Here is an 18,238-nt window from a genome sequence, read left to right on the forward strand (position 1 = left end):
CGCATTGACGAGCGCGGCACATCGCCCATTTCGGAATTTGGTGCCGATGAAGGTCAAGGCGCTGACGGTTCTAGCGCTAGATCGGCTTGTGCCCCCGGCGAAGAGGGCCGATCATTCAGTTCCGTTGTGGAGCAGACGCGCTCTGAGCCTCAGGATTCAGATGCTTCATACTCGCGCAGCGCGCAGCGCGCCAGCGGTGCAGGCCGATTTGCCGCTCCTCCCGCCAGCGCACATCGACTCTTTGGGGCTGCGCTGCATGGCGTAATCGGTGGGAGCCGTCGTCGTTTCGGCTCCTTGCCGGGATCCGGCTCGTCGCGATCTGATGAGGAAGTGCGTCGCGACGATCCAGAGGCGGAAGGCTCGCTAGGACGCTCTCTCCCATCGCACGGCGGAGACGGACCAGAAGTGGGACACGTCCACGATGTGCCCACGCAGAGTGTCCTAGGCCCAGGCCCGCAGCGACCTTATGGAATTTACAGTGGGAGACCAGGTCGAAACGCGGGCGCCTCGCATCCGCGTGGCGAAGAGTTCTGGCGCGACGATAGAGAGGCTCAAAGCTCGTACGTGGGTAGACGCCCGCCGGATACGCCGTCCGTGTCTGAGCGAGGTAGCAGACCAGGAAGATGGCGCGTCGCCGACGCGCCTGCGCAGCCAATCGAGCGTGAAGGTGCGGAACGAAGCGATCGTACCTATAATGGCGCAGCAAATCAGGAAACACGCCTGGCGCACTCTGATGGCAATCAGTGGCGTGCCGACCGAACGGCTGAGCGCTCGCAGAGAGGTGGGCTCCCGCCAGATACACCATCCGCCTCCGAGCGGGGTGACAGGCCAGGAAGCTCGCGCATCGGCGGTGTCGCTGCGCAGCCAATTCAGCCTGGAAGCTCGGAGCGAGCCCATCGAACTTATCGTGGCGCAGCCAATCTGGAAGTTGCCCCGTCGTCTTCGGATGGCGACCGTCGGCGCGCCGATCGCGCCGGCGGGCTGGCGCCGCATGGCCAATCCATCTCTGACCGAAGTGGCGGACCAGGAAGGCAGCGCATTGACGATGTCGCCGCGCAGAGGGTCCAAGGTGCGAGCTCCGAACGACCGTATGGATCCTATCTTGACGGAGTACCTGGGGGAGCAAGCTGGCGTTCAAGCGGCGACCACTGGCGAGGCGATCAAGCCGCTACCAGCTCGCAGACAGATGCGCTCTCTCGACATAGGCAATCCGTGCCTGACCTGGGTGCTGGACCAAAAATGCAGCGTATCGAAGATATAGGCGCCGAGAGCGTCCGGGCTGCAAGCTTGGCGCGTCCTTATAGACGTGCGGATGAACTTAATGCAGCTCTGAGGGACCTTGATCACGTTCGCGACATCCGTGCGTTCTCAACTGCAGTGGTGCAGCATGACAAGAGGCTGCGAAAGGCGGACCGGGAGGACCATGAAAGGTTTCTGGAAAAGGCCGCCGTTGATTTCAAGACTGAATTCGTTTCGCGCCTGGAGGAAAACATCCGCGCCGGGCGATCATGGGGGTACGCCACAACATGCAACGTGGTGAGCCGAGAAGCCGGTGGTCGTGCAGGTGTGGAAGCTTGCAGGGCCTTGGCAGCTCGGCTGTCGCAGCTGGAAGATGCGTTAATAACGAAAGTCGACCCTAATGCGCTTTCGCTCTTCGCATTATCGTTTGGTCGGAACCTCCGGGCGGCGGAATGCCGCAATGGGGTGATCAGAATCGCCCAGTTTTGTCTCGACCAAGAAGGCCGACTACTTCAGAAGCTGAACAGTCAAAATCTGTCACTGCTGCTGAACGGCATCAGCAAGTTGCCGGATCAGGAGGATATCCGCAAAGCCGTCCTCGCAATCGCCCGCGAGGTCTGTGACGGCGGCCGCCAGCTCGCTCGTTTTCATGAGCAGGACCTGGCGAACCTGGTGAACGGTTTCAGCAAGTGGCCGGGCCAGGACGATGCCGGCCGGGCCGTCCTCGCAATCGCCCGTGAGGTCTGTGACGACGGTCGCCAGCTCGCTCGTTTTAATGAGCAGGACCTGGCGAACCTGGTGAACGGTTTCAGCAAGTGGCCGGGCCAGGACGATGCCGGCCGGGCCGTCCTCGCAATCGCCCGTGAGGTCTGTGACGACGGCCGCCGGCTCGCTCGTTTTCATGAGCAGGAGCTGGCGAACCTGGTGAACGGTTTCAGCAAGTGGCCGGGCCAGGACGATGCCGGCCGGGCCGTCCTCGCAATCGCCCGTGAGGTCTGTGACGAAGGCCGCCAGCTCGCTCGTTTTCATGAGCAGCAGCTGGCGAACCTGGTGAACGGTTTCAGCAAGTGGCCGGGCCAGGACGATGCCGGCCGGGCCGTCCTCGCAATCGCCCGTGAGGTCTGTGACGACGGCCGCCAGCTCGCTCGTTTTAATGAGCAGCAGCTGGCGAACCTGGTGAACGGTTTCAGCAAGTGGCCGGGCCAGGACGATGCCGGCCGGGCCGTCCTCGCAGTCGCCCGTGAGGTCTGTGACGACGGTCGCCAGCTCGCTCGTTTTCATGAGCAGCAGCTGGCGAACCTGGTGAACGGTTTCAGCAAGTGGCCGGGCCAGGACGATGCCGGCCGGGCCGTCCTCGCAATCGCCCGTGAGGTCTGTGACGACGGTCGCCAGCTCGCTCGTTTTCATGAGCAGGAGCTGGCGTACCTGGTGAACGGTTTCAGCAAGTGGCCGGGCCAGGACGATGCCGGCCGGGCCGTCCTCGCAATCGCCCGTGAGGTCTGTGACGACGGCCGCCAGCTCGCTCGTTTTAATGAGCAGGAGCTGGCGAACCTGGTGAACGGTTTCAGCAAGTGGCCGGGCCAGGACGATGCCGGCCGGGCCGTCCTCGCAATCGCCCGTGAGGTCTGTGACGACGGCCGCCGGCTCGCTCGTTTTAATGAGCAGGACCTGGCGAACCTGGTGAACGGTTTCAGCAAGTGGCCGGGCCAGGACGATGCCGGCCGGGCCGTCCTCGCAATCGCCCGTGAGGTCTGTGACGACGGCCGCCGGCTCGCTCGTTTTCATGAGCAGGAGCTGGCGAACCTGGTGAACGGTTTCAGCAAGTGGCCGGGCCAGGACGATGCCGGCCGGGCCGTCCTCGCAATCGCCCGTGAGGTCTGTGACGACGGTCGCCGGCTCGCTCGTTTTCATGAGCAGCAGCTGGCGAACCTGGTGAACGGTTTCAGCAAGTGGCCGGGCCAGGACGATGCCGGCCGGGCCGTCCTCGCAATCGCCCGTGAGGTCTGTGACGACGGCCGCCAGCTCGCTCGTTTTCATGAGCAGCAGCTGGCGAACCTGGTGAACGGTTTCAGCAAGTGGCCGGGCCAGGACGATGCCGGCCGGGCCGTCCTCGCAATCGCCCGTGAGGTCTGTGACGACGGCCGCCAGCTCGCTCGTTTTCATGAGCAGCAGCTGGCGAACCTGGTGAACGGTTTCAGCAAGTGGCCGGGCCAGGACGATGCCGGCCGGGCCGTCCTCGCAATCGCCCGTGAGGTCTGTGACGACGGCCGCCGGCTCGCTCGTTTTAATGAGCAGGAGCTGGCGAACCTGGTGAACGGTTTCAGCAAGTGGCCGGAAGACGAGGACATTTGCCATTCCGCAGCCGTGATCGCGGGTGAGGTCGGTCGCCGCGCGCTCTCCGATTTCACGCCGCAGCAGATGGCATATCTGATGAATGGCTTCAGCAAGTGGCCGGACGACCCGGCGTGTCACCGGGCGGTAGTGGACATCGCGCGCGGACTAGGCCGGGGCGGTCAACGCTTCGGTGCCTTCACGACGCCCGAGTTCAACATGATCGCCAATGCCCTGGGGCGAGGTATCACGAGAGGGGAAGACGCGGGAGAGATCACAGAGACCGCTCTGCTGAAGGATCGCTTGCATCAGCTGGCCCATCACCTGCACTATGACAATGATCGGCTGGAGCAAGGCGACGTTCTGACTATCGCCACCATTTTCAAGGCCTTGGCGAAGGCTCGACTATTCGAAGATCTTGGCTCGCTCGCCTCGACCGGGTTGGATCGGCTCAACGAATTGCATCGTGCCCCTGGTTTTGCCGCTGAGAATAACCTCGAAACCATGGGCAATCTCTGTGCCGCGCTGGTGCCGCTGGCGCGCAGCCCGCACCTGCGCTGGCACCGCAGAGTGGCTCTCCACTTGCTGAACGATCTCCAGCCGGTCGTGGAGCAAAAGATCGAGGCGCACTTCAATACAAGCGCGGCAGAGCGCATCCGTGGGCCGCGCGCGAGTCGCAATCCTGCCCTCTCGATCTATCAGATGCTCAAGGCTCGTGCAGTCCTGGCGAACATGTTCAAGCGACCGGTTATCGAGGGCAAGAAGGCCGATTTGCGGAAGAGGCAGCAAGAGCTGCGGCACGGTACCAAAGAGATCCTGGCCGGCACGCGCGACCTCATCCAGGGCGATCTTTCCAACATGAGCTGGAACCTGATCGCACAGATCGAGGCGGAGAGCCCGGTCGATGCGCTCGACACATTCGTCGAGCAAAACGCGGCAACGATCCGGGACAAATATCCTGCGTCCACATTCGATGTCCACGAGGTATTGCGAGCCATGGATCACGAGCCGAGGCCCCCACAGGGCGAAGCGGGTCTGATGCGGTTGCCGGTGGTGGACATGCAAGGACGGCCACTGGCCACAGAGTCCGAGACACGATACTCGGTTTTTCATCGGCTGACCTCAGGCGCGATCGAGGTGGTCGCCGTCCAGCTGCCGGCAAAGCCGAGCGCCCTCATGCTGGCGCGCACGCTCACCTACAAGGGGGTGCCGTACCGCATGGACCTGTTCGGCGGCAGCAAGTTGAAAGCACCAAGACCGACCGTGCTCGAAATCGCCGCCCATACTCCAGGCGGACCGGCAGCACCGTCTTCGGGGGGAAAACTGCTCGCCATTCCCTATGCCGAAACCGCGCCGGGGACGTCATTCGAGAAGCTGTTGCGGGCCTGGGCCCCGTTCAAGGAAGCCTATTGGTACACTCAGCGCAGGGGGTTTGCGGCGCCACCCGCAATCAAGGATCTGGGCCCTCACGATTACGCGCTGGAGGGCGCCTTCAAGCTGTTGCTGACGCCAGACCGCCCTACCAACGAGGAGCATCCGTTCAAATTGACTGGACCGGAAGGCCCGATTGCTTTGCGACCGCATGATGGCTGTGGCTTTATCAAGGCCTCGCTCGCCGAACGTATGCTCGCTATTCGCCGGGCCGGCCCCCAGGAAGGCCCCGATCGAATGCCGGCCTATGGTGAGGGAAGGAGATCGTCCGTTCCTGCCTCGGCGTTGCAACATTATCCGCGCAGTGAGCAGGTGGCCGACGAGGCTCGCGAAAAGGCCAAGAGCTGGCTGGACAGCAGAGGAGGGGAAAGCCTGATAGGCGAGCAGCTGTTTCGCATGGTGACGGCAGGCCACATCGATGCTCCCGGTGGCGTTGCCGTCCCGTCCAGTGATGATTACCTCCATGTGCCGAAGTGCAAGAGTGAGACGTTAACGGGAACGGGGGGCGTGCTGATCGGGCGATCTCCCTATGACAAGCCTAACCTGCGCCCACTCGCCGCCGAGCGAGTCAGGTCGGCAGCTGACGGGGATCCGACTGCGGCATTCCTCGATAGATGCGTGGCCATGCAATACAGTTTCAGTGTCGCCCAGAAGTCGCAGGAGGAGCTGGCGGCCGACGACCCGAGCTTCTTTGCCAAAGGCATTCTGATCGTGGTGCCGGATGGGATGTGGCCGGCCAACTACGCGGACCGCGGGCTGGTGATGTCGGCCGAAGACGTCAAGTGCCATTCGAGCTGGACCGAGCGCAAAGACCGTGCAAACGTAGACACGCCGGTCGACTGTGTGGGTATCCTGCAGGCGACCGAAGTGTTCGCTCCGGGGTCGTTGGTCGCCGTCTCGACCGGCGAGCAGAAAAAGCTCGACGGCGACTTCGACGGGGATACCGTCGTTATCATCGGCGATCGGCCGCAGCTGTATGAGCATGTTCGCCAGTTCGATGAGAAGGAACAAGCTCGCGGAGTTCGCTCGCTCAAGCCGCCGAAGTCGTATACCCCGGCGATCGAGGGCAACAATTACCAATTCAGTCGTGCCAGCCAGATCCTCGCGGCGACGCGGAACGCGTTGGAAATTTATAGCGGCCTGCAGCGGAGCTTTCTGGCGCAATCCCATCAAGCACGGCGTTGGTTTGCTGAGCGCGCGGTTTTTGGAACTTACGAGGGGTTTCATCACGAACTTCAGCGCGACATCCGTCAATTGCTGACCAAGGAGCAGGTGAGCGCCCAGGATGTCGAGCACATGCTCGATAGAGCGAGGCCCGAGATCAAGCTTGCAGACCATGCAGTCGCCCACGAAATTGCCGAGTTGCTCGTCAACGACCTCGAGGCGTGGGCAGCGAGCACAGCTGAGCAGATGCTGCCCGAAACATCCGAAAGCGTGAGCGACACCAAACTGACTGTGAGCCCAGCGCTTGCGGAGCTTTTCCCAAGCCTGGCGGAGACTTATCCGGCAGCCGCTCACCCACGCGACCGCATCCAGTCCTTGCTCGACCACTATCCTCCGCGCATCACTCCGCGGCCGGATGGCTACATTGCCGATGACCTCGTGCAAAGCGCGAGCAATCTTCTGAGCCTCGGGATCAAGGTCGGAACGGACGCCTTCAAGTCCGACACGAGTGTCCAGCTCTTCATGAAGAAAAGCGAATGGCTCCAGGGGCTCTTGCAGCAGACGCCAGGCCTGAAGTCCGTGCCCTATGTCAAGAGCATGGCGGCGACCCTCAACCACGGACGGTTCAATGTCGACACGACCCTGGAGGATCTGAAGGACAATCCCACATTGGCAGCTTCAATCATGGAGGCCTCTATTCATCTTGCTGCGGAGAAAGGGATTCTGCCTGGCTTTGGCCGACAGCCTGCCGAGGCTTCTGCCATCACGTTGACGCTAACTCGCGAGCAGGCTTCAGAGCGCGCCCAAATCGAGGTCGCGCGCGCCGCAGCCGAAGAGAAGGAGATCACTGTAGCAGCACGTCAGGTTGCCAAGGACCTTGAGCTGTTGGGCATCGATGTGAAGATGCCCCATCTCGACCGTCGGTTAAGATCGGAAAGCTCCCTCAGAGACCAACTCATGGAGGTGAATGATGCCCCCGAAGGCGCCTCACTGCTGATCAGCAGCGCCGTGCGCCATGTCTTCGAAGTGCCCGACAAGGATTTTGCACGTGCCTTCACGAAAGGCATTCTGGCGTTTGAGGAGCAAGGCTACGCCGAAATCAGCACAACCAACTGGTTCAGGATGAGCGCTCCGACGTTTGTCGGCATGAAGACTGTGCTCGCCACGCCGGATGGCTACCGATTCGAGGCGGAGTTCCATACGCCGGGCAGCTACAAGGCCAAAATTTCCAATCACGACACGTACAAGGAACTCCAGCGACGGCGCAGAGGCGATGCACCGGATCCCCGTAAGATGGAGCAGCTCACCCAGCGCGTGCGCGAGGTCTGCAAAGAAGTTGCGATACCGGAGGGTGTCAGAAACATTCCCCACTTTTCGATCGAAGGGGCGCGGACAGCTGGCGTCGGCGCAACCCTCGGGTTGCGATCTGCCCAACAGACCGCGACGCCCGAGCGATCACCGACTGCAAAGGAAGTTGTCGCTGCCCTCGACGGCCGGCCGATCGTGCTCGTCGGCATGCCCGGTTCCGGCAAATCCACTATCGGCCCATTTCTTGCGCGTCGACTGGGGCTGCCCTTCATCGACACCGATAAAAAAATCGAGACGACGGCTCGCATGCCGATTGCGGAGATTTTTGCAACCAAAGGGGAGCAGTATTTCAGGGACCTCGAGGCGAGGTCAATCGCACAGTTTCTCGAGCGGGGGCCGGTGGTGCTGGCCACCGGTGGCGGCGCGTTCATGCGTGAGGAGACGCGGCACCGCGTCGCGGAGAAGGGTGTCTCGATCTGGCTCAACACCGACGAAGGTGAGATCAGGAAACGCCTTAGTCGTGACACCGCCCGCCCGCTGTTGCAGACCGAAGACCGGAAGGACAAGATCACGCAGCTGATCAGCGAGCGCTCGCCGTTCTATCAACTTGCCGATCTCACGATCGTCCCCGGTCAAAAACGTGACAACAAGAACGCAGATCAATGTGTGGCCGCGCTGCGTGCCCACCTTTGCGGCGAAGGGGGCGCGGACCGGACACCGGCCAATGTCATGGGAGCGGCACCATGACCTCGCCGCTCACAAGGTTGATTGTCGATATCGCCCCGAGGGATCGGGCCGAACAGTCTCTTCGCCTCGAGCGGGATGATCGGCGTCGTATCCGTCGACAGCGGAAAGGTAGCGGCTTCCGGTGGCGCCCGCACCTCGGGAACTCGAACGCGGCGTAGGCTGTGAATGCTGATCGAAAAATGCCCCCCATCGGCGTCGTCGGGCCCCTTCAGGCCATTGATTTCATTGAATTGAAACGATGGGATCCCCACGCCGATCATGGTTGAGACCCCACGCCGCAACACAGTCCTCGGCCGAAACTGGCCGAGGTTCATAGTAGACCGTGCTGCGGGCGAGGTTCAGGACCTTCTCGGTTTGCCGCGTCCCAAGATCGCCTACAATCTTTCGGACTATACCAAGCAGGGTATCGCGGCTGCGTTCCTGCTGAAGAACGTGATCTTCAGGAAACTGGGTGCTGAGGACTTCACCAAGACTCTTCCCGGTCGTCGGTCGTGTCCCACATAGTGGTGTATGTAGTCGTCCGTGAAGATCGGCTAAGCAATTGAGCTAGAATCGCATTTGTCGTTGCGGACTGTTTTGCGATTGCAGGATTTTGAAGCTTCGGGCATCGGAACCTTGCAATTTCATTTTCAGGATTCCGTCGAATCGCCAGTCATGATTCCGTCGGCGCATCGGAGGTGGCGATGCGACCGAAGAAGCACAGGACGACGGGATCGGGCGATCTGTTCCGGGCCAGGCTGGACCAAATCATCAATATGAAGCACGAGCTGGTTCAACTCGCCGGCAAGGTCGATAGGGACTGGATCGACGGCGAGATCGCGCCGCTCTATAGCGAGAACGGTCGGCCGGGCATCGCGACCCGCTTCATGATCGGGCTGCTGTTGCTCAAGCACATTTACGGCCTGTCCGATGAGGGGCTGTGCGAGCGCTGGGTCCACGACCCGTATTTCCAGTACTTCACCGGCGAAGAGTTCTTTCAGCACGCGTTCCCGCACGAGCGCTCGGACCTGAGCCACTGGCGCAAGCGGCTCGGCGACAAGCTGGAACTGTTGCTGGCCGAGAGTTTGCGGGTGGCGCACGAGACCGGCGCGTTACGCAGCCAAGACCTCAAGCGGGTCACGGTCGATACCACCGTGCAGCCGAAGGCCATCACCTTCCCGACCGATGCCAAGCTGCTGCACGCGGCGATCAAGGGCTCAACCGCCTGGCGAGGAAGCACGGGGTCAAGCTGCGACAATCCTATCTTCGCATTGCCAAGACCGCGGCAATGATGGCTTCCCGCTACGCCCATGCCAAGCAATTCAAGCGGCATCAGCGGCAGTTGCGCATCCTGCGTAGCCGACTGGGCCGGATCATCCGCGACATCCGCCGCAAGATCGAAGGGCAGGAAGCGCTCGAGAACGCGTTCGCACTGCCGCTCAGCCGGGCCACGCAGATCCGTTCGCAGCAGCAGCGCCAGCGCGGCTGGAAGCTGTATTCCTTCCATGCTCTGGAGGTGGAGTGCATCGGCAAGGGTAAGGCCAGCGCTCCTTACGAGTTCGGGGTGAAGGCCTCCATCGTCACCAACAACCGCCGTGCTCCTGGGGGCCTGTTCGTGCTGCACGCCAAGGCGCTGCCCGATAACCCCTACGACGGTCACACCTTGCGGGACGCCATCGACCGCACCGAGACACTCACCGGCTGTGCGATCGAGCGCGCCTATGTCGACAAGGGATACCGCGGCCACGACGCGCAAGATCCCGTCGCGTCTTCATCTCCGGCCAGAAGCGCGGCGTCTTCGGTGTCATCAAGCGCGAGCTGCGCCGCCGCTCCGCCATCGAGCCCATCATCGGACACCTGAAGGCCGAAGGTCACCTCGGCCGCTGCTACCTCAAGGGCCGCCCAGGAGACGCCGCCAACGTCGTCCTCTCAGCCATGGGCCACAACTTCCGCCGCATCCTCGCCTGGCTCAGGAAGCTCTTGCGCTTCATCCTGATCGCTCTTTGGCCCGCCTTCGCAACCCCAGTCGCCCTCGACCCCGCTTGTTAACGGACGACTATGTAGCTGGTTAGCAAAGCCGCTCGCGACGCGCGCTCCCCAATAGCGCCGTAGCGAGCGAGCGGCTTTGCGGGTGGTCACCGATGATTCGTCGGTAAGGTTTGGGTTGCGACACCAACCTGATTCGAGGAACCACCGATGACCGACGACATGATGAACCTGCGTGCACTCGTGGAGAAGACCCCTGATGCCGATCTTTTGCGCGATATGATCGGCTTTGCCGCCCACCGGCTGATGGAGCTCGAGGTCGAGGGACTGACGGGGGCAGCCTACGGGGAGAAGAGCCAGGAGCGGCTGGCCCAACGCAATGGCTACCGCGACCGGACCTGGGAGACCCGCGCCGGCACGGTCGAGCTGCGCATCCCCAAGCTTCGCAAAGGATCCTACTTCCCGGGCTTCCTCGAACCGCGGCGGATGGCGGAGAAGGCCCTCACGGCAGTGGTGCAGGAGGCCTATGTGCAGGGCGTCTCCACCCGCTCGGTCGACGACCTGGTGCAGGCCATGGGCATGAGCGGCATCTCAAAGAGCCAAGTGTCGCGGCTGTGTACCGAGATCGACGACAAGGTGAAGGCCTTTCTAAACCGGCCGATCGAGGGCGACTGGCCCTACCTGTGGATCGACGCCACCTATGTGAAGGTGCGCCAGAACGGGCGCATCGTATCGGTCGCGGTGATCATCGCGGTCGGGGTCAACAGCGACGGCCAGCGCGAGGTTCTCGGCATGGACATCGGTCCGTCCGAGGCCGAGACGTTCTGGACCGCATTCCTGCGCAAGCTCGCCCGGCGCGGCCTGCGCGGCGTCAAGCTGGTCGTCTCCGACGCCCATGAGGGGATCAAGGCCACTGTCGGAAAGGTTCTCAACGCCAGCTGGCAGCGCTGCCGCGTGCACTTCATGCGCAACGCGCTGGCGCACGCCGGCAAGAGCGGGCGACGCGTCGTCTCCGCCTTCATTGCCACCGCTTTTGCCCAGGACGATGCTGAGGCGGCGCGGGCGCAGTGGCGGCGCATTGCCGACCAACTGCGTCCCAAATTGCCGAAACTCGCGGTCTTCCTGGATGAGGCCGAGACCGACGTGCTGGCCTATATGAGCTTCCCTGCTGCGCATCGGGCCAAGCTGCACTCGACCAATCCGCTCGAGCGCGTCAATGGCGAGATCAAGCAGCGAACCGAAGTGGTCGGCATCTTCCCAAATGAGGACGCCATCACACGCTTGGTCGGCGCAATCCTGCTCGAGCAGAACGACGAGTAGGCCGTCCAGCGCGGTCGCTACATGACGCTGGAAACCATCACGCCTTTGGGCGATGATCCCGCCGTCAGCTTCCCGGCAATCGCCAGCTGACCGATCCGGCCCCTGCCGGCGAACGCGGTCCAACCGCAATCAGCTACACCACGCCCCGGGGCACGATCCGGTGCGCGGCGGCGATCAAGGTGAGACTCCGCTCTCATCCTGATTGGGTTCTTCCGCACATTTGGTGCATCGAGAGCAACGGAAGGTCGGTCGATTTCAGGCGGCCAGAAGCACGCGTCGACGCAGTAACGGGTAACTTGCGCGACCATACATCTGTCGTTTGATGGCTTTGATCCTGCTGATCTGGCCTTCGACAGGACTGGTTGTCCAGGACGTGGTTATTGCTGCGCGGACGGCGTCGACGTCGCGCGCATGCCGTTGGCGAAGCTCTTGAGCTCGCTGTTGGCTGCTTGCGCGATCCACTCATCGAGCTCGGCGATGTCGCCGCCGCCGAGAAGGGACACAAATCGCTTCGCCAGCTCGGCTGCCGTGGCGAGTTCCGGCGCTTGCGCAAACAGGTGTCCGAGAAACAGCTTGGCTTCAGCATCGATCTGATCCAGATTCTGGCTCAAATACCAAGCACAGCGACGACGTGTAGGAGCTTTCCAGGTCGGGGGCGGTTGTGCTGCTCCTTCAAGGGCTTCACGTTCACGCCTGTTCGCGGCCCATCGCGCTATCGTCACCCGACTTCCGATATAACCCTGCTGCTGAAGCTCCCGCCAAAGCTGTGACCCACCCGGCTGCCTGAGGCTCATCGCGCTTCAAGCCATGCCTCGAAGGGCGCGAGAAGATGCGAGGGTCTATGAGGACGCGAATGCTCTGGCTCGCCGCCGGCGGCGAGCCAGCGCTGGACAGTGCGCCTGTCGATACCGAGCAGTTTGCCGATGCCGGATGTCGGACAACCTTGCGCGCGGAGGCGACAAATTTCATCCCAACGTTCGCGTCGCGCAGCTCGTCTATCCGCTCGTAATTGTGCAAGGCCCGGCGCTGGCGCGGACACGCCGGTGATCGGAGTTTTTGCGGCGGCCATGATTTGCACCGCTGCGGCTAGAGCGGTTTCCAGTTGAGGTGAATCGGAACAGTCAAAGGGGATTCCCACGGGCACGCAAATCAGATTCGGTGTTGCCCGCGACAACATGCGGGGCATGCGATGGCGAAGGGATACTCCAAGGACCTCAGGGTGCGTGCGGTTGAGCTTGTTGAGTCCGGCGAAAGCGCACGTGAGGCTGCGCGCATTCTCAATCTCGGCGCTTCGACTACGATCCGATGGATGGATCGTTGGAGGAAGACCGGAAACGTTGAGGCCAAGCCCGGCACCGGGCACAGCCGCTCGCCGTTGGAGCAGCACAAGCAGTGGCTGATCGAGCTGATCGCCGCGGAGCCGGACCTGACGCTCGAGGAGATCCGCGCGCGTCTGCGCTCTCAGAGAAAGCAAAAGGCCGGCATCGGTTCGATCTGGCGTTTCTTCGACCGTCACAGCATCACCTTCAAAAAAAACACTGCACGCCGCCGAGCAGGATCGACCTGACGTCGCTGCCGAGCGTGCCGCGCTGAAAGCCGAGCAGCCCAAGCTGCGTGCACCGCGCCTCATCTTTATCGACGAGACTGCGGTCACGACGAAGATGGTCCGGCACTATGGGCGCTCTCCTCGCGGTGAGCGCCTCGTCTCTGGCGTGCCCCATGGTCACTGGAAGACGCTGACGCTTGTCGCCGCGCTGCGCATCGATGGCCTCACGGCGCCCTATGTCATCGACGGTGCAATGGATGGGCCCTCGTTCCTGGCTTATGTCGAGCAAGTCCTGGCGCCGACCTTGCGCAAGGGCGACATCGTCTTCATGGACAACTTGCGCACTCACAAGATCGCCGGTGTCCGCGAGGCGATCGAGGCTGTCGGCGCCCGCGTGCGTTATCTGCCGGCCTACTCGCCCGACCTCAATCCAATCGAACAGGCCTTCTCCCGGTTGAAAGCTGCGCTGCGCAAAGGCGCCACCCGCACGGTCCAAGCCCTGCTCAAACTCATCGGCAAACTCGTCAAGTCGTTTGCGCCGCAGATGTGTGCCAACTACTTTAGGCATGCTGGATACACCAGATGATCCACATCATGTGGAAAATGCTCTAGATTGTGACGATGGCGACCGACCGCATGACGCAAGGCGTCCCCTAAGCTATTAAGTAAGTGCCATCGGTCCGCGACCTGAACTGCGTTGGGCGCACCACAGCGTGCGCCGTCAGCATAAAGACCCGCACGATCGCGGGCCGAAATCTTGATCCCCGGCCAGCTCTTCAGCCAGCGAGCAACACTGTCGGCGTTGCGATCCGGAAGCAGATCAAGCACGCAATTGCGCTCCAGATCGCAGATAATCGTTCCATATCCTTGGCCACGACGCCAAGCCCAATCGTCGATGCCGACGACAGTCGGAGCAGCAAAATCCGGTAAAGGGGGCCGAGTGAACCATCCGCAGCAAGGTATCGCCGCTAACCGGCATGGCGAGTTTGTGCGACAGGCGCGAGCCGGGCTCTCCGCCCACAGCAAAGCCGATCGCCAATTGGCTCTCGCCGAGACGGATTGTTCGTCTCGCTCTCGGCCGTACTGTCGTCGGTAGTCGCTCGGTAAATATTCGGCGCAGGCATCCGGGGTTCGCGCATCGAAACCGTCGCGCCTGAAGACGGATTTCGACCACCTGACCCTGCCATGGCAGATCGGCTAACAGTCGCGTGTAGTGGCTGTGGACCTGACGAGTTTGGTAGCTGCAACAGGGACAGAGCACGACCGCTGCCTTCGGTCGAGTCACGAGTACCACCCTGTCAGTTTGGGGAAGTATCTGGACAATCAAAAGCTCGGGGGAAATCAGCGAGCGGAAGGCTTGGAGCAAGGCGAATCACGGCGTCGACTGCGATTCCAACCTTATCCCCTTATTCGCACTGTCCGTGAATCCCACACCCTGCACCAAATGTGCGGAAGAACCCCTGATTGTCGCGCTATAATCCGGGTAGATCTGGCGAAGAATGTCTTCCAGCTCCACGGCGCATCAACAACTGGGCATCTCAAGTTTCGAAAGAAGCTGTCTCGGCCACAGTTCAGGAAGTTCATGGCGGAGCACTTAACGGCAATGGTGGTGATGGAAGCTTGCGGCAGCGCTCACTATTGGGCACGAGAGATGGTTAAGCTCGGCCATGAAGTTAGACTGATCGCGCCGCAATACGTGAAGCCTTTCGTGAAGCGCCAAAAAAACGACGCGGCTGATGCCGAAGCAATAGTAATCGCTGCACAGCGCCCAGAGATGCGCTTCGTCGAGCCGAAATCGGAAGAGCAGCAGGCCAGAGCAATGTTGTTTCGGAGTCGGCAGCGGCTTGTTCGTCAGCATACTGATTGAGTCAACGCATTACGTGCTGCTGTTTACGAATTTGGTCATACCGTCCCATAAGGCATCGAACAACTTAAACGCATTGCCGCAATCCTCAAGGAGCCGAACGTCGATCTGCCGGAACTAGTTCGGGAGGAATGCTGGAGTCTCATTGATCAAATTACCCAGAAGACGGAATGCCAAGACAGAGCAACTCAAGAAGTTGGCGGCGCGGACTCGAGCGGCGCGCCGGCTGCAAACAATGCCAGGAGTCGGTCCGCTGACCGCGCTGGCGATCGAGGCTTTCGCGCCCGACATGACAACTTTCAAATGTGGTCGAGACTTCGCAGCTTGGCTCGGCTTAGTCCCGCGGCAACATTCCTCCGGAGGAAAGGAAAGGCTTGGGCGCGTTTCGAGAGAGGGACAGGCGGACATTCGCCAATTACTTATCGTGGGGGCTATGTCGCGAGCGAACTGGCTGGGGCGCAAGTCGATCCCCAAAGGCTCATGGCTTGCGCAGATTCTCGTCAGGAAGCCACGCATGCTGGTGGCGATCGCCCTGGCGAACAAGAGTCGCCAGTTCCACCCCCGGGCTCGCCCCGGATGCGCGCCCCGTTCACCTCGATCTCGACCACTCCACAGACCTTGGCCGGCGGCGTGGCAATCTCCACGGGCTTCGTCTGTACCGGCGAAATACACTCGGACTTGCCAACCCTCCCGCCATCGCTCTCGGCGCCAATTTGGATAGGCACGAAATTCTGGGCTTTGCCGGCCAGCGCCGCCGCTACCTGGCGTCGCCACACCGTGAGCAGTCCGCGAGAAACGCCATCGCGCCGCGCCACCTCGGAGATGTTCGCCCCCTCCTCAAAGCTCTCTGCCGCGATCCGGGCCTTCTTCTCGCTCGTCCGTCCGTCGCCGCCGGCGATCCCCAGTGATCACTCAACGCGGCGATAAGAGTCACCTTCCTGCCTGGCATGCGCATTCCAGGGATGGTGATCAGGTGTTCTAGGCGATGGTGATCACGGATTCCAGTGATCGTGATCAGGTTCGGAGACGAACACGGCTGACGGGTTTATGCGTGCTGGAAATGGCCTCCTGGTCAAGGCTGGCGGGCTGGCTTGGAGATCGTTCCGACGGTCCATGGGAGGGGCCGTGCGCGGCGCGGAGTGCCCCCACGAGCGACGGAGCGACGCGCACGGGAGGGGCTTGTGGACCGGCGGAGCGATCGTGCGCGAGGTACTCACGGCTTTTTCTTTTCGCCAGCCTGACGCCGCAGACTGTCGCCTTTGAGCTCGAGGCGGTGCGCATAGTGAATGATGCGGTCCAATATCGCATCGCCCAGGGTGGGATCGGCAATGACGTCGTGCCATTGCGACCCGGGGACCTGACTTGTGATCAACAAGGATCCCTTGTCGTAGCGATCGTCGACGATCTCAAGCAGATCACGGCGCTGGTCGGCGGTGAGCGGTTCGGGTCCCCAGTCGTCATATGTGGACGGCCTCTGATGGCAAGCACAATTTGGCACTTCGAACGACTTGGACGGCTGCGATCGTATGTCCGGCCTTTAGCGTGGATCATATCTCCGCGGGCCCTGATGAAGTCCGACAACCAAGGGGTCACATCAAGGATGCGAGCTTTGGAGCTCACACGACTGGTCGGGGTTTTCCTGGTTTTCGGTGGCGACCGTTGTCTTTCGTCATGCCTTTCTTGCACTTACCAAGCTTAGAACTCTTTGATTTGGACGCGGCTGGCGAAACTGACGCTCAGGATTTCGCGAACATCTCGGTGCGAAAGCATTCTCCGGTTCTCATCATTGCCCAGATGATCCGAGCCAGCTTGTTGGCAAGGGCAACGGTCACAAGCCGCGCCGGCTTTTTCGCCAACAGCCCGACAATCCAGTCGCGCAAGCCGCCGCGGCTTTTTCCACAACGTTTAGAAGCGATGTTGCTCCGAGAACCAGTAGCTTCCTTATATATCGATTACCCGCCTTGGTGATGCTTCCGAGAGTCGGTTTACCCCCACTCGAAATTTGCCGTGGCGTCAGCCCCAGCCAGGCAGCAAAATCCCGCCCCGAATTGAATACGCTTGGGTCCGGTACACTGGCTGCAATTACCGAGACAACAAGCTTGCCAATGCCGGGAATTTCGCCGAGCGAACGGCTCGTCTCGCTTCGCGCGTGGGCCTTGGCGATCTCCCTCTCTAGATCATCGAGCGCGCTTCCGAGCGCATCAATTTGCTGACCGAGAACCTTTGCAGCCATGACAGCGGCGTCCGGAAGAGTCGTGTCGCCTTCTGCAAGGCCTAAAAGCTCGTTGACGCGGCCGGTGCCCTTGGCGACGACAAGTCCGAATTCGGCTAGGTGGCCGCGTAGAGCGTTTACGCTCATCGTTCGCTGTTTGACGAGCAGCTCGCGCGCCTTGTGCAGCATCAGGGTCGCTTGCTGATCAGCGCTCTTGACCGGCACAAAACGCATTGCAGGTCGCGAGACTGCTTCAGAGGTGGCCTCCGCATCCACGGCATCGTTCTTACCTCGCTTGGCTGGCGGCATCAGTGACACATCATGCCCCATGGCCTTCAATTCGCGCGCCCAATAGTGCGCTGAGCCGCAAGCTTGCATGCCAACGCGGCAGGGCTCGATCTTCGAGAAAAACTCGCGCATTGTCCGGCGCGTCAGCTTGCGCTTTACGGCTGGTGCATCCTCGCTAGATAGCGCGTGAACCTGAAAATAGTTTTTGGCGAGATCAACGCCTATTCTGATAAATTTCATAGCGGACGGTCTTCCTTCTTTGTGGCGCTCTGGCGACCACGCCTTGGCACTATGATGCCGTTGAGGTGAGGCCGTCCACACCATCAAGGATGAGGAGATTGACGCGCTCGAGCGCGGTGATCAGGCGCGCCAGACGGCCTTCGCCGCGCGCCTGGGGCGAGATCGGCGAACAGGCGGGATGCCCGCTTGTAGAGCACGGAGAAGCCGTTGCGGCAGGCCTTGTTGCCGAGCGCACACGCAAGCCAGGACTTGCCGGTGCCGGTTGGGCCGACGATGACCAGATGGTTGGCATCACGGATCCATTGGCAGGTGGCGAGGGTTTGGAAGAGCGAACAAGGCCGCGGGCGGTGCGATAGTCGACGTTCTCGATGGCGGCGGCTTGACGGAGTTTAGCACTGGTCAAGCGGCGCGTGAGGCGGCGGTTGTCACGGGCGGTGACCTCGCGATCGACGAGGAGGCCGAGCCAATCGGCGTGCGGCATTCCGGCCGCCTCGGGATTGTTCTGCAGTTCGGCGAGGGTATCGGCCATGGCGGCGAGGCCGAGGGCGCGCAAGCGATCGACGGTGGGGTGAATGAGCATGCT

10 protein-coding genes and 5 pseudogenes are annotated in these 18,238 nt (G+C 61.7%); 8 read left to right on the plus strand and 7 right to left on the minus strand.

The window, feature by feature from the left end:
* The first annotated feature begins 694 nt into the window (after positions 1-694).
* The 5 genes and pseudogenes from ACVMDN_RS02510 (at position 695) to ACVMDN_RS02530 (ending at position 11,595) form a co-directional block, all read left to right on the plus strand.
* Positions 695-1,261 (plus strand): hypothetical protein, encoded by a 567-nt coding sequence (locus ACVMDN_RS02510; protein WP_141713704.1) that lies wholly within the window; start codon positions 695-697, stop codon positions 1,259-1,261.
* Positions 1,240-8,220 (plus strand): shikimate kinase, encoded by a 6,981-nt coding sequence (locus ACVMDN_RS02515; protein WP_456835764.1) that lies wholly within the window; start codon positions 1,240-1,242, stop codon positions 8,218-8,220. Before ACVMDN_RS02510 ends, ACVMDN_RS02515 begins: the two co-directional genes overlap by 22 nt.
* A 354-nt stretch (positions 8,221-8,574) precedes the next feature.
* Positions 8,575-8,724: a hypothetical protein gene (locus tag ACVMDN_RS02520; RefSeq protein ID WP_456835763.1), complete on the plus strand. Its 150-nt coding sequence runs from the start codon at positions 8,575-8,577 to the stop codon at positions 8,722-8,724.
* Positions 8,725-8,903: 179 nt separating this feature from the next.
* A pseudogene (locus ACVMDN_RS02525) lies at positions 8,904-10,248 on the plus strand (IS5 family transposase).
* Positions 10,249-10,395: 147 nt separating this feature from the next.
* Positions 10,396-11,595, plus strand: a pseudogene (locus ACVMDN_RS02530) (IS256 family transposase).
* A gap of 287 nt (positions 11,596-11,882) precedes the next feature.
* Here the strand turns inward: ACVMDN_RS02530 and ACVMDN_RS02535 are convergent.
* Positions 11,883-12,299, minus strand: coding sequence for a hypothetical protein (locus ACVMDN_RS02535; protein WP_253603940.1), 417 nt, complete (start codon positions 12,297-12,299; stop codon positions 11,883-11,885).
* Positions 12,300-12,358: 59 nt separating this feature from the next.
* Between ACVMDN_RS02535 and ACVMDN_RS02540 the strand changes: the two genes are divergently transcribed.
* Together ACVMDN_RS02540 and ACVMDN_RS02545 are read left to right on the plus strand one after the other, a co-directional pair.
* A complete protein-coding gene (locus tag ACVMDN_RS02540; protein ID WP_253603942.1) occupies positions 12,359-12,514 on the plus strand; it encodes a hypothetical protein in 156 nt (51 codons plus the stop codon).
* Positions 12,515-12,694: 180 nt separating this feature from the next.
* A protein-coding gene (locus ACVMDN_RS02545) for an IS630 family transposase (protein WP_141343507.1) occupies positions 12,695-13,637 on the plus strand; the annotation gives its coding sequence in 2 pieces (ribosomal slippage) (positions 12,695-13,033 and positions 13,035-13,637; 942 coding nt in all).
* Here ACVMDN_RS02545 and ACVMDN_RS02550 read toward each other — a convergent pair.
* Together ACVMDN_RS02550 and ACVMDN_RS02555 are read right to left on the minus strand one after the other, a co-directional pair.
* On the minus strand, positions 13,607-13,948 hold the full coding sequence (locus tag ACVMDN_RS02550) for a transposase (protein ID WP_253609782.1): 342 nt from the start codon (positions 13,946-13,948) through the stop codon (positions 13,607-13,609). The genes ACVMDN_RS02545 and ACVMDN_RS02550 overlap by 31 nt on opposite strands.
* Entirely contained in the window at positions 13,872-14,345 is a 474-nt protein-coding gene (locus tag ACVMDN_RS02555; protein ID WP_309145041.1) for a transposase family protein, read from the minus strand. The genes ACVMDN_RS02550 and ACVMDN_RS02555 overlap by 77 nt, the downstream gene beginning before the upstream one ends.
* A 150-nt stretch (positions 14,346-14,495) precedes the next feature.
* On the opposite strand from ACVMDN_RS02555, the pseudogene ACVMDN_RS02560 reads away from it, so the two are divergent.
* A pseudogene (locus ACVMDN_RS02560) lies at positions 14,496-15,519 on the plus strand (IS110 family RNA-guided transposase); the annotation flags it as partial.
* On the opposite strand, the gene ACVMDN_RS02565 reads toward ACVMDN_RS02560, so the two are convergent.
* The 4 genes and pseudogenes from ACVMDN_RS02565 to ACVMDN_RS02580 all read right to left on the minus strand — a co-directional run bounded on the left by ACVMDN_RS02565 (position 15,416) and on the right by ACVMDN_RS02580 (position 18,235).
* Positions 15,416-15,820 carry a transposase gene (locus ACVMDN_RS02565; RefSeq protein WP_456843683.1) on the minus strand — a complete coding sequence of 135 codons (405 nt, stop codon included), beginning with the start codon at positions 15,818-15,820 and terminating at the stop codon, positions 15,416-15,418. The pseudogene ACVMDN_RS02560 and the gene ACVMDN_RS02565 overlap by 104 nt on opposite strands.
* A 308-nt stretch (positions 15,821-16,128) precedes the next feature.
* A pseudogene (locus tag ACVMDN_RS02570) lies at positions 16,129-16,374 on the minus strand (ATP-binding protein); the annotation flags it as partial.
* A 277-nt stretch (positions 16,375-16,651) separates the two neighbouring features.
* Positions 16,652-17,655, minus strand: a pseudogene (locus tag ACVMDN_RS02575) (IS110 family RNA-guided transposase).
* Between the two features lie 49 nt (positions 17,656-17,704).
* A complete protein-coding gene (locus ACVMDN_RS02580; RefSeq protein ID WP_456835762.1) occupies positions 17,705-18,235 on the minus strand; it encodes an ATP-binding protein in 531 nt (176 codons plus the stop codon).
* Between the last annotated feature and the right edge of the window lie 3 nt (positions 18,236-18,238).

Source organism: Bradyrhizobium sp. USDA 4510 (assembly GCF_054059095.1).